This is a genomic window from Caballeronia ptereochthonis (assembly GCF_001545075.1).
In the GTDB taxonomy this organism is placed as follows: domain Bacteria; phylum Pseudomonadota; class Gammaproteobacteria; order Burkholderiales; family Burkholderiaceae; genus Caballeronia; species Caballeronia ptereochthonis.
Genome location: NZ_FCOB02000003.1, coordinates 272,515 through 284,843, shown reverse-complemented (window position 1 = coordinate 284,843; position 12,329 = coordinate 272,515). Strand labels below are relative to the sequence as shown.

Below are 12,329 nucleotides of genomic sequence, written 5' to 3'. Positions count from 1 at the left end.
GGTCCGATCAAGCTGTCGAGGTGCCCGAGCGCCCGTTTCAGACAAGGAGCAAGTATGACCAAAAGGACGTTGAGCTTGGCTTTTGCCGTCATGGTTACCATGATCACGCTGGACGCTGCCGGGCAGGGCAAGCCCATTGCGTATCCGGCGAAAGGGCAAAGTGCGCAGCAACAGCAAAGCGACGATGGCGCGTGCTATAGCTGGGCCAAAAGCAGCTCGGGCATCGATCCTGCAGTGGCATCAACGGCGCCGCCTCCGCAAAGCGGGCCTGCCGTAGGCGGCGGAGAGCGCTTGGGCGGAGCCGCACGCGGGGCGGCGGGTGGCGCGGTGATCGGCGCGATCGCGGGCGACGCGGGCAAGGGCGCAGCGATCGGCGCGACCGCCGGTACGATGGCCGGGGGCGTTCGCGCGCGGCAGAACCGACGCGCGCAGGACGCCAACGCGCAGGCGCAGAGCCAGGGCGCGATGTCCACGTACTACCGCGCTTGGGCAGCCTGCATGCAGGGGAAAGGCTATTCGATCCAGTAGCGTGCTGGCGTATTCAATGAAAAGAAGGAGTGCGACCATGAAGCACATTAGCGCCGTCGCTGTGTCATGTTTAATCGCCGCGAGTGCCCTGTGCGCCGAGCCTCAAACAGATGTGAGCATCACGCACGGTGCGAGCGACGCGACGTTGCAGGGCGTCGCCAGGATGACGGCGACCATCGTTGCAATCGATCCGGCGACGCGCACGGTTACGCTAAAGAGCGCGGCCGGGAAAATGCTTGAGCTCGAGATACCGAACGAAGTGCGCAATTTCGAACAGCTCGCTGTCGGCGACGTTGTGACAACGCAATATCGCGAGTCGCTCACGCTCAGCCTCGTTGACAAAAAAGCGCAGCCGTCCCGCTCGGAGAACGAGACTGCAGAGCGAGCGCTGGCCGGCGAAAAACCGGGCGGCACGGTGGGACGCGAAGTGACCGTTCTCGCCGACGTAATCGCGGTGGACCGGCACGCGAACACGGTCACGTTGCGTGGGCCGCGCGAAACAGTCGAATTGCATATCAACGACGCCGCGCACCTTAAGCGCATTAAAAAAGGCGATCAGGTGAAGGTAGTCTATACGGAGGCCCTCGCCATAACCGTGCAGCCGGCAGGAAACAAGTAACGAGCGAAAAGTGGGAACTCCAACGCCGTGGACCTCACAAAAGTCCAGACCGGTATTCTCCGATCGGTCGAACGACGATTGTCCGGTTGCGGCGAGAGGGGCCGAGACCGGTGCGTGTCATTCATCGTGGCATTATTGTCCTGCTACCTCATATTCAGAATTTGAAAGTCGCATTGACGCTCGGACCGTTAAAGCGCAGGGTCTGCACGAGTTGATCTCCCGAGCCATAGAACGCGAGATAGCGGTAGGTGAGACTGAGCTCACCCCACTTCATTGAGTATCCAACGCCTGCCAGCGCCTGCCAGGTGAATTTTGACGAGCCGGCACCGGCATCAAGGTAAAACGGAAGATACCAGCGGCCATCTGAGCTAATTGACACACGTCCACGAACGCCAGCGAAGCCGTCGAGAATATTCTGCACCTGGGCTACCTCGACTGCCCGGTTGACGCTCGCCCCCGTAGCGAGGGAGCTCATGGCCGCCGCGTCAAGCGTCGTCTTTACACCAAGGTAACGCACTCCCAAGACCGCGTCGACAGTTCCCCAGGACGTTCCCGTCACCGTGCGTCCGCCTCCCACTTGGATCAGCGTGCCGCGTAAGCTTGTCTCCAAGCTGCGCTCGGTGTTGAGAGGGCCGAAAAGACCGTTTGCGGCATTCACCGAGCTTTCGTGGCGCCCGAAGCGCAGGTAGACCGCGTCCGCGAAGATGCTCCAGTCGCCCTTTCGCGCCTCGCCCTGCAACATGAACACGAATTTGAGATTTTGGAGGTAGTTATATGGTCCGGTCGAGGCGTCGGCGCCGCCGCCCGGTAGCGAGAACCGCAGCGTGCCACCGACAGTGGGCAACCAAAGATACGGTGTGATCGCAAACTGCCATCCGTCGCTCGTGTCATCTCGGTCGGGCAGCTTATTCGCCGCGTGCACGCTCGCTGCGGCACTCATCAGCGCGGCGAGAAGCAGAGAGTGTCGCAGCAGGCTGGGAAGTGCTTCTGCTGCCGGCCAGCGATGCGCAAGATGCCCACTGCGCCGCGAACAAAGATCAGAATACGCAATCATGACGAGTTGGTGGTTCGATGGGGCATGGTCATCGTCGTCGGCTTGGCAATTGCGCCTGCGACGGCAGTCTATGGACGCTCAGTTCGGACATGCGATGTTCGCTCCTCGACGGTCACCGCTTTTGAAGCGCCCAGTCTGTTTTTCCCGCGCGGCAAAATAACGGGTGCAGATTCAACGACTGGCCTTTCGCGGATAGCACCACCGCGATCTGGCGGCAGGTCTTGTTGGCGTCTTGGGTCGTTCGCTCAGGTGTCATGCTTGCCTCGATCTTCACGCTGTTGCCCGTGCCCTCGTTCGTCCATTGACTTGTTTGTCCGTCGCCCTTCGTGCTGAGCACTTCGGCCAGCGCGTGCTTGATCGAAGTCATGTCACGCGGCTTCATGTATGACAAGGGCGTGTCGTCGAGGAAGTTGAGATTGTGGGCTTGCACGCCAGCTCCATTGACGAAAATCGCCGCCGCCAGCGCGGCATGCATGCAGTGCTTCGGAAGCGCGCGTATCCGGCGAAACAGCGGCATAGAAGTGTCCATCGGTGGTTGAGCAAAACGCTGTTGCCTCATCTCGGGTCTTCCTGGCATAACGCAGACGCGGGTAGCAACACGAACGAGTAGCTGACGCTGTCGTCAAGTTACGCGCGTTAGACTGCCAGATCAAGATGCAAGCGTGATGGGCGCCGCGAGGAGAAGTCGCCAGATCGCCGCATCTTGCATATCCAGCGAAGCGTGCCCGCTGCCGATTCCACTGGTTCATCAACGCGGCGCGGGCGTTTGTAAGCTAAGAGGTGCCAGGTGAGCGCCGGACCGGCTCATCGGCGCAAAGCAGCAGAAGCGATGAAGGTGCTGTGTCCGTGCATCGAAGCGCAAGGCGAACACACGAAACGTGATCGACTGGACGGGGGCGCCCGCTGAACTTAGGTCCGCGCGCAAGCAGATTACGTGGCGGGTTGATGCCTTATTCGCGAGCGTATGAATCGCAGGGCAAGAAACTGAGTCCCTCGGCGCATCGACTACGCGCCAGTGAAAATTGCTTCGCCGGTTGGAGCGCCGGGGCGCATATCGAGGGAGGGATTCCACGTTCACGCGACGGCCTAGGTACATGCCTGGGGGGCTCATGACTAAGTTATCGACACTGCGAACACTTGCGCGCTCCGCGACCGTCGCGTCGCGCGTGGGATACGGAGCAAGCGACGATGCGTTCGTCTTCCGTCTACCAGGCCATTGGCGAGCATGCGCCGAGCGCCAGGCGCTCCATCGCCGGACCAGCATGCGCTACGAGCAAGGAACGATGACGAGCAACGAGAACCAGATGGAACGAAGAAGGGCGAAGCGATACTGGTCGAAGAACTGTCATGCCTTGTACCCGCGTGGCATGCAGGCAAAACACGTAGTGAATCGACTTCTGGGCTGTCCAAAAATGATAGACGCAGACTTGGATGGTGAACGCATGCAAGTGGCGCAGCGGTCAGTCCAGCCGCGGAAGCAATCACCGCACGTCAGAAGCTGACGGCGAAGCCGAACGACACGCCGTGCACGTTGTGGCCGAACACGTAGCGCACCATCGCGCGCGTGCGCGTGATGATGACCGGATAGCGGCTGCTGTCTAATTCGAGCCCCACGCCAAGGGATGTCAGATCGTTGAAGCCAAGCACGCCAGCGCTGTCGCCGAAGTAATGCGAGTACGCGGTTTCGAGTACGTAGCGTACTGGGCGATCGAGCGCGGAGAGCCCCGTCGGTGCACGCCAGCGTGCCCACAGACTGAACTGCTGCGCGGTCGCCGATCCCTGCACGGCATCCGACGAGCTGCCGAAGCTCCGCAGATAGATGTCGGTTGCGCGTAGTTCGACATCGACTTCATAGTGCTCGCGATAATGCTCCCAATCGAGCATCAGCGAGCCGCCGAGACCGTAGGCGTTGAGCGCGCCGTCTTCGAGGAACTGAAGATTGGTGTTGGCGACGCGGTTGAAAACCGTTTGTGCGACACGTAGATCGCTCGCGACGCGGCCGATCATGCCGTTGAAAATCGGTCTGAAAGCGAGCTCGTCTGTAATGCGGAAATCCCAGCCGACGCCGATCGTCGTGCTGGCCGTGTTCCACTTCGCGGGTACCGGGCGTTGCTCGGTGCCGTCGGAGGCGATGAAGGTCGGGTCGTAGCGGCTATACGCAACGGTGCCTTCCAGATAGAGCGGAAACGTCCTGCTGAGCGTGAAGCCGCCCCCGAGCTGCGACTGAGCAAAGCCGGAATTGCCGGTGGTGCCGCTGTTGATTGAAAGAGAGCTGGTGGTGACGTCGGGCACCGTGGTGTACGACATGATTGCAAGGACTGCGTTTGCATAGTCCTTCACATTAGTGCCGACGACTGCTCGGCCTGGCACCCCTTGCGCTCGCGCCAAACCGGGGCCCATTGCCAGAAGAAAGACGAGAGCCTGGAACAGACACAGAGGGAACAGGTAAGGAATTGACTTTCGCATGTCGGGCGTTCATTTGAACGTCTTGCGGACAGTTGTACGTAGCACGCGGGCGCTGCCGCTATCCCAGCGCGTTCGAAAGGTTCAAAGAGGACATACCCAGCGAATGTAGCCGAGCGATCGCCGCACGCCAAGCTCATCGCGCACATCATATTCAAGTGACGGGCTGGTGTGTGGAAACGAGCGATACATTCGCGAGGGAATGCTGGCCTTTGAATGCCGAAATGTGATATTCGTTTTACCGTGTCGCCCCGCGAGTGAAGGGGGCGCACCAGAAAATCGCTGTAGCCGACACGACCGAAGTTTCGAGTACGGCGCATTAGATACTGCTGCCGAACAACAGGGGCTTTGCGATGGGTGATCTCTGGGTAGGGAATGTTGGCTACACGCGAATGAACCGCTGGTCCAAGGCCGGTGTACTGGACCGCGTCTTCACGGAATTGCAGCGCGAGCAGATCGTTCGCATCAAGATCGAGGCAGTCTCGATGGATAGCACGATGGTAAAGGTGCATCCTGATGGCACCGGGGCTCTAAAAAAAGGACCTCAAGCAATCGGAAAATCGCGAGGTGGATGGACCACCAAGATTCATATGGTTGCGGCGGATGCTCGAACAGCAATAACGTTCGCGCTCTCTCCCGGCCAGGCGGGTGATGCACCAGAAGGGCGTGCCCTGCTGCAAAGCGTTGGACGGCCTAATCGGCCACTGCACCTGCTCATGGACAAGGCATACGAAGGCGACGAGACGCGACAACTCGCGCTCGATCTTGGCTTCATTCCCGTTGTTCCGCCCAAAAGCAACCGTCTTGCACCAGGGAATACGACCGCGAAATGTACAAGCGCAGAAATGAAGTTGAAAGCCTGTTTCGTCGCCTTAAGGGCTTCCGTCGTATCTCCTCTCGATTCGACAAACTGGACGTCATGTTCCTCGCCTTTATCAATTTCGCGCTCGTCGTCGATGGGCTCGGATAGTGTGAACAGGCCCTAGTTTTCCATATGCCTCCCTGAGGAACCTGTGAACAGCCGCAGGCGCAATGCCGCAGCGGCGACGGAGCAGGCTACGACGTCCAGCCGTGACGGCGAACGCGCAAATGCGATAACAGAGAAGAAGCGCGTAGCCAGATTCAGTATCGCGTGGCGTCAAGGAGTATACGGCGGCGCAATCGAGGATCACGCCATACGGGCGCAACACCACAAGTCCGGCGTGGCACTTACTCCGTCAGGCGCGATACCTTCGTTCCCTGTAGCGAAGCATCGGCCATCAGGCCGGCGTTGGTGAGCACGAACGCCTGAACCGGCTTGGTGGCCGTGGTCGTGTCGATCGCGCCATTTGCGCCCATCCTAACGAGCGCCACGGAGGCGTCAGCCCCGGCAGACCAGCCGTCGGAATCACGGAATTTGCTGAGCGCATCCTGTGTCATGAATAGGAAGATCAGCGCCTTCGATTGAGCGCCCGCCTGTAGACCGAACGAGCCCGAAGTCGTGCTGTAATAGCCGACGGTGTGACCACCAACGCGCAACGAGCCTTTGCCATACTGCGCGCCGACAACGAATCCGGCCTGAATCACGGACGGAAACACGAGCACGCCGCTCGCCTTTGCGACCAGTTCGCGCGAACCACCAACCGTGGCATAGAGACGCTGCAGCGTGCTGTCGACGTCCGCGTCGATTGAGCGACGCAGATCAGCGGCGCCCGCAGCCTGCTCGGTTCCAGCGTTCCTGTTGGCGGAGCAACCGGCAAGCGCAAGACCTCCCAGCGCAAGAACGGCGGTCGACTTGAGCATGAAGTTCCGTCTCTGCATCATTGTCTCCATCGTGGAATTCGAGTACGCGAGATGGCACAAGCAAGCTGCCTGCACATTTATAGCACAGCTGGAACGGCGCACGGAGACGATCTGTCGATGATAGGCAGGAAATCTAACTTGCCGATCGTTTGGCCACATCTTCGACAGAACGCCGGAAATTACAAGCAGATTAGCCTTCTATGAGCGGCGCTCTTGCGCGCGCCGCATTCTCAAGGTATCGATGTTACAAACCGGGCGGCTGCGGTCATGAACTCCCGCCCTCGTGTACGACGTGCACATCAATCGGACTCAGTGCCGTGTTGCGGTGCGTCACTGCGCAACCGCGGTAACGCACGTCAAGGGCAGATATCGGCCGTTTGCAATGACTGGGGAGTTTCATGCGCGCTCACGTCTCGCTTGCTGTGCTAGCTTCAACAGTTTTCGTCATGGGCTGCAACACGCCGCCCATTCCGCCAGGTAAGCCGGTCGACATACCCACGGCGCTGGAAAATGTCCTTAAGGGTCTTTGCGACTTCAAGCAGGCCGAGGCTACACGCACGCAAAACTACGGCGTGACCATCGACAAGGTTACCGTGGAACTGGACCTAACGGTCGATGGCGGGCAAAAACCTCCCGTTGCGGTGTCTCCGGACATCAAATTCATTCCGACGGTCAGCTATGGGCACGTCATCACGGCGAATACGGGAAGCCGGCTGATCGTGTCGCTGAAGAACGTGAACGAATCGGCGATGAATTGCGGTGCCTCGGAGCCGGCGAAATAGTCCGATCAAATCAAGGCGGAAGGGAGGACGATGCATGTCAAAGTTGCTGATCGACGTCGTGATCTTTCTTGCGTCCGCGCTGGTCACCGTGCCGGTCGCGGTCCGCTTGGGCTTTGGCGCAGTGCTCGGCTATCTCCTGGCAGGGGTCTTGATCGGTCCGTGGGCGCTCGAACTCGTCACCGGCGTCGACGCGATCCTGCACTTTTCGGAGCTAGGCATCGTATTGATGATGTTCGTGATTGGACTGGAGATGCGTATCGACGCGCTCTGGGCGATGCGCCGCACAATCTTCGGCTACGGCGCCATGCAGATGGCCGTCTGCACTGCGGCCTTGCTGTGCATTTTTGTGGTCTTGGGATTGCCCTGGCGAATAGCACTGACGGGTGGACTCGCGCTCTCACTGTCATCGACGGCAATGGTGATGTTCGAGCTTCAAGAGCGCAAGCTGATGGACACGCCGACCGGCCGTGCCGGATTCGGAATTCTGCTTTTTCAAGACATGGCGGCCATTCCACTGATCGCGCTGCTGCCGCTGCTCGGCCCTAGCGTGCCCATGCCTGCGGCGGAGCCCGGCTGGCTCGTGGCGCTCAAGGCGCTCGCTATGCTCGGCGCGATCGCGCTGGCAGGCCGCTATCTGCTGCACATTGTGCTGCGTCTGATCAGAAGCACCGGCGTTCCGGAAATCTTCACGGCGTTCGCATTGCTCTGGATCATCGGCATCGCTTTACTGATGCAAAGCGTTCATCTTTCGATGTCGCTCGGCGCGTTCATCGCGGGCGTGCTGCTCGCCGATTCGGATTATCGCCACGAGGTGGAGGTCGACATGGCGCCGTTCAAGGGGCTGCTTCTCGGCCTGTTCTTCATCGCGGTGGGCATGTCGATGGATTTTAGCGTGCTGACGCGCGAGCCCTTACGGGTCGCGGTGCTCGTCGTGGCACTCGTCAGCATCAAGGCGATCGCGCAGGGGTTTCTGGCGAACCGCTTCCAGGTTCCGGCCCCGCAGCGCATCTACTTCGCGATTCTGCTTTCGCAGGGCGGCGAGTTTGCGTTCGTGGTGATGGCCGCTTCGCTGGCTGCGCGCGTGATCGATCAGCGCCAGGCGTCGCTGGTGACGCTCGTCGTCGCGCTCTCGATGGTATCGACGCCTCTGTTGCTGCTCGTGCATCGCCGGCTTTTCGGCGTGCACGGGCTGTCGGGAACGAACTGATTGTTTTTTCGAGCCGTAGGCGCGACATCGCTCGCCAGGCTCTTTGAGATTGGTTACGAGGAGGCAGGAATGCTATCGTCGATTACCGAACGCACGCTTTCCAGAGAACTGCTCGACGTTCTTATTCGCGCCGGGCTCGTCGCTGTTCTGGCCGTCTTCTGCTTCCGGGTCTTCGTCCCGTTCCTCGATCTGATGGTCTGGGCGCTGATTCTGGCGATCACGCTGTATCCGATTCAGGCTCGACTGCGCGGCTCGCTTCCGGGCAAGGACGGCCTGATCGCCACACTGATCATCCTCGTGGCCTTCGTCGTCATCCTCGTTCCGACTTATCTGCTCGGTGTCGCGGTCGCCAATTCGATCGAGCGGGCGATGGCCGTCTTCCGGAGCGGCAGCTTTAATATTCCGCCGCCCGCGGAATCGGTGGCCGCGTGGCCGCTGGTGGGTCGACGGCTGTTCGACTTCTGGGCGCAGGCGTCCACCGATCTGACGGGGCTCGCGCAGCGGTTCGCACCCCAGCTCAAGGAAGCCGGTCTCGCGCTGCTCGGCACGGTCACCGGTCTCGGTGCGGGGCTGCTCGTATTCTTTCTCGCGCTGATCGTCGCGGGCATTTTCATGGCTCACGGAGAAAAGGGCTATCACAGCGCGGTGCAGATCGCATCCCGCATCTCCGGACCCGAGAACGGGCAGCAGATCGCCGATCTGTGCACCGCCACGATCCGCGCCGTGGCGCAGGGCGTGGTCGGGATCGCGTTCATCCAGATGCTGCTGATCGGGGTCGCGTTCATCATCATGGGGATTCCCGCCGCGGGGCTGCTCGCGCTTGCCGTGTTGCTCATCGGGATCATGCAGTTGCCGGCCACGTTGATCACGGTGCCCGTCATCATCTTCGTGATCGTGACCAAGGGCGTGAGCACGGCGACGATCATCTTCTCGGTCTATGTCTTCGTCGCCGGTCTGGCCGATAACGTGCTCAAGCCGCTGCTGCTCGGGCGCGGCGTCGCGGTGCCGATGCCGGTCGTGCTGATCGGCGCGCTTGGCGGCATGGTGACGGGCGGGGTGATTGGTCTGTTCATCGGACCCGTGATGCTTGCGGTGGCGTACAAGCTGTTCTGGCGGTGGGTGAGAGACCAGCCGGAAGCGGAGCCCGTGCAAAACCCCGAGCAGCCCTGAAGCACGCCGCGCGGACGACCTCATGCCGCCGCCTTCGATGCGCGCCCATGGAACTGCACTCCTGCTCCGCGTCTGCATCGCCGGATGCATGAGCGGATACCTGAGCGGCTGCATGCGCGTCGGCCCCGACTTTCAGCCGCAACACGAAGGCTGGAGCGAGCACTGGACCAGCGCGACGATCGATCAGGTCACCCGGCAGACGGCGCAGCCCGATGTCCGGCAATGGTGGGAGGTCTTCGGCGACGAGAGCGTCGGGCGTCTGATCGCAGCGGCGGACGCCGGCAACGGCGATCTGCAGATCGCCGGCCTGCGCGTGATCGAGGCGCGCGCGCAGCTCGGCATCGCACTCGCGGGACGCTACCCTCAGGTGCAACAGGCGAGTGCCGAAGTGCTCGCCTCGGCGCGCAAGCGCTCGGATGGATTCAATACCCGCTCGGGCGCGTACCTGCAATATGGCGCGGGCTTCGTCGTCGGATGGGAGCTCGACTTCTGGGGGCGCTTCGCCCGCGCGATCGAGTCGGCCGACGCGGCATTCTTCGCCGCCCAGGCGAACCGCGACGCCGCGCTGATCCTGCTGCACGCCCAGGTCGCTGATACGTATTTCTCGCTGCGCACGGCCGAAGCGCGTCTGCGCATCGCACGCGAGAATGCACAGCTGCAAAAGCGCAGCTTCGACATCGCGCAAAAGCTCTTCAAGGCCGGCGAGACGGACGAACTGGATCTGCAGCAAGCGAGGACGCAGTATCTCGGTACGCTGAGCAGCATCCCGGATCTCGAGAGCCAGATCGTGCTCGCGCGGCACGCGCTGTCGATGCTGCTGGGGCGTCCGCCCGGCCCGCTGCCAGAGCTCGACGAATCGTCGGGCAAGGTGGGCGTGATTCCGCTCGTGGACCGCGCCGTGCTGCAGGACGTGCCCGCCGACCTGCTGCTGCGCCGCCCCGACGTGCGCGCCGCCGAATATCAGATGGCCGCGCAGTCGGCGCTCATCGGTTTCGCCGAGGCCGATTTCTATCCGTCCGTGTCGCTGCTCGGCACGCTCGTTTGGAGCGCGAGCTCGCTCACCGGGTCGCCGAATACGCTGGCCGTGGCCGCCGGCCCCAGTGTCGTCTGGAACGTCTTCGATCACGGCAGGATCACGAACAACGTGCGCGTTCAGGACGCCCGCCTGCAGCAGCTGACCGTGGCCTACCAGAACACGGTGCGCGAGGCGGCGCGCGAGGCCGATGACGCCGCCACCGCGCTGACCGCCGCATTGCGGCGCGACACCATCCTGAACGACGCGCAAGGCGCCGCGCGGCGTTCGCTGACGCTCGCCAACACCATCTATCGGGAAGGGTATTCGGACTTCCAGCGCGTGCTCGATGCGCAGCGCGCGCTGTTTGCGCAGCAGGACGCGTATGTCGTCAACCGGCGCAACGCGGTGTCCAGCCTGATCGCGCTCTACAAGGCGCTGGGCGGCGGCTGGAATACGCGCCAGCCGCTCATCGATGCGGCGACGCGCCGGCAGATGCAACAACGCACCGACTGGGGCGACCTGCTGGACGATGCGAGCGTGCCGTCCGCCGCGGCTTTCCCCTCCGAAGGAGCGTCCCGGTGAGCGAAACGTCCGAGCCGCCCGAAGCCGCACCGCCGCCGCAACCGTCGCCGGCGGCCGACCCGTCGCGCAGGGCGGTGAAGTGGGTCGTCGGCGTGATCGTCGTGAGCCTGATCTGGTATCTGCTGGCCGACCGCTTCACGCCTTATACGCAACAGGCGCGCGTGCAGGCCTATGTGGTGCCCGTCGCCGCCGAAGTGTCGGGCCGGGTGACGCGCGTCTTGGTGCACGACAACCAGGAGGTCAACGCGGGCGACGTGCTCTTCGAGGTCGACGGCGAGCCGTATCGCATCGCCGCCGACCGCGCGCGGGCGGATCTCGAAACCATGCGCCGCCAGATCGGCGCGAGTACGGCCGGCATCGATTCGGCGCGTGCCTCGTTGCGTGCGGCCATCGCGAACGAGGTGAAGGCGCGGCAGGACAGCGAACGGCTCGAAAGGCTCTACCGCGAGGACGAGGGCACGATCTCGCTGCGGCGCCTCGAAGTGGCGCGCGCGACGTATGAGCAGGCGCAAAGCCAGGTTGTCGCGGCGCGCGCGGAAGTCGAGCGCGCGCGAGAACAGCAGGGCGGCGTCGAAGCGGAGAACGCGCAGTTGCGCAGTGCCGCCGCCGCGCTCGAAAAGGCCGAACTCGATCTGGCCAATACGCGCATCAAGGCGCGCACGGGCGGCATCATCACCGATCTCGGCACCGAAGTCGGCCAGTTCGCGGCGGCGGGCAAGGCGGTGATGACGCTGATCGCGATCCGCGATGTTTGGATCAGCGCGGACATGACCGAGAACAATCTCGGCCATCTCACGCCCGGCACGCCCGTGGCTATCGCGCTGGATGCGCTGCCGGGGGAAGTCTTCAAGGGAAGGATTCGCAGCATCGGGTTCGGCGTGAGCGTGGGGCAGAGCACGCCGCCTGGCAGTCTTCCCACCGTGCAGAACAGCCGCGACTGGCTGCGTCCGGCGCAACGCTTTCCGGTGATCGTCGAGTTCGATCAGGGTGAACGGGCGCGTCTGAACAATATGCGCGCAGGCGGGCAGGCCAAGGTGATGGCGTTTCCGAGCGACGGCAATCCGCTCAATCCGCTCGGCCGCGTGTTTTTTTGCGTGATGAGCTGGGTCTCCTACGTCTACTGAACA

At 62.2% G+C, this 12,329-nt stretch carries 11 protein-coding genes and 1 pseudogene; 8 read left to right on the top strand and 4 right to left on the bottom strand.

The features are described from left to right. Positions 1-90 precede the first annotated feature (90 nt). Positions 91-528: a glycine zipper family protein gene (locus AWB83_RS04850; protein ID WP_087043089.1), complete on the top strand. Its 438-nt coding sequence runs from the start codon at positions 91-93 to the stop codon at positions 526-528. A gap of 37 nt (positions 529-565) precedes the next feature. Beyond that, entirely contained in the window at positions 566-1,147 is a 582-nt protein-coding gene (locus AWB83_RS04845) for a hypothetical protein (protein ID WP_087043167.1), read from the top strand. A 154-nt stretch (positions 1,148-1,301) separates the two neighbouring features. Here AWB83_RS04845 and AWB83_RS04840 read toward each other — a convergent pair whose 3' ends face one another. The 3 genes from AWB83_RS04840 to AWB83_RS04830 form a co-directional block, all read right to left on the bottom strand. Further along, positions 1,302-2,201 carry a hypothetical protein gene (locus AWB83_RS04840; RefSeq protein ID WP_087043088.1) on the bottom strand — a complete coding sequence of 300 codons (900 nt, stop codon included), beginning with the start codon at positions 2,199-2,201 and terminating at the stop codon, positions 1,302-1,304. Positions 2,202-2,313: 112 nt separating this feature from the next. After that, the gene (locus AWB83_RS04835) at positions 2,314-2,760 is read right to left on the bottom strand and encodes a hypothetical protein (RefSeq protein WP_244197573.1); all 447 of its coding nucleotides are present in this window, start codon (positions 2,758-2,760) and stop codon (positions 2,314-2,316) included. Positions 2,761-3,692: 932 nt separating this feature from the next. After that, positions 3,693-4,601, bottom strand: a complete 909-nt coding sequence (locus AWB83_RS04830; RefSeq protein WP_087043087.1) for a hypothetical protein — start codon at positions 4,599-4,601, stop codon at positions 3,693-3,695. A 446-nt stretch (positions 4,602-5,047) separates the two neighbouring features. On the opposite strand from AWB83_RS04830, the pseudogene AWB83_RS04825 reads away from it, so the two are divergent. Beyond that, a pseudogene (locus AWB83_RS04825) lies at positions 5,048-5,634 on the top strand (IS5 family transposase); the annotation flags it as partial. A 239-nt stretch (positions 5,635-5,873) separates the two neighbouring features. Here the strand turns inward: AWB83_RS04825 and AWB83_RS04815 are convergent. Beyond that, positions 5,874-6,464, bottom strand: coding sequence for a BPSL1445 family SYLF domain-containing lipoprotein (locus tag AWB83_RS04815; protein ID WP_087043165.1), 591 nt, complete (start codon positions 6,462-6,464; stop codon positions 5,874-5,876). 380 nt (positions 6,465-6,844) lie between these two features. Between AWB83_RS04815 and AWB83_RS04810 the strand changes: the two genes are divergently transcribed. The 5 genes from AWB83_RS04810 (at position 6,845) to AWB83_RS04790 (ending at position 12,326) form a co-directional block, all read left to right on the top strand. Beyond that, a complete protein-coding gene (locus AWB83_RS04810) occupies positions 6,845-7,228 on the top strand; it encodes a hypothetical protein (RefSeq protein ID WP_087043085.1) in 384 nt (127 codons plus the stop codon). A 34-nt stretch (positions 7,229-7,262) separates the two neighbouring features. After that, complete coding sequence (locus AWB83_RS04805; RefSeq protein WP_087043084.1) at positions 7,263-8,435, top strand: monovalent cation:proton antiporter-2 (CPA2) family protein; 1,173 nt, start codon at positions 7,263-7,265, stop codon at positions 8,433-8,435. A 69-nt stretch (positions 8,436-8,504) separates the two neighbouring features. Further along, entirely contained in the window at positions 8,505-9,605 is a 1,101-nt protein-coding gene (locus AWB83_RS04800; protein ID WP_087043083.1) for an AI-2E family transporter, read from the top strand. 88 nt (positions 9,606-9,693) lie between these two features. After that, positions 9,694-11,202, top strand: a complete 1,509-nt coding sequence (locus AWB83_RS04795) for an efflux transporter outer membrane subunit (protein ID WP_244197572.1) — start codon at positions 9,694-9,696, stop codon at positions 11,200-11,202. Continuing rightward, positions 11,199-12,326, top strand: coding sequence for an HlyD family secretion protein (locus tag AWB83_RS04790; RefSeq protein WP_087043082.1), 1,128 nt, complete (start codon positions 11,199-11,201; stop codon positions 12,324-12,326). Before AWB83_RS04795 ends, AWB83_RS04790 begins: the two co-directional genes overlap by 4 nt. Positions 12,327-12,329 lie beyond the last annotated feature (3 nt).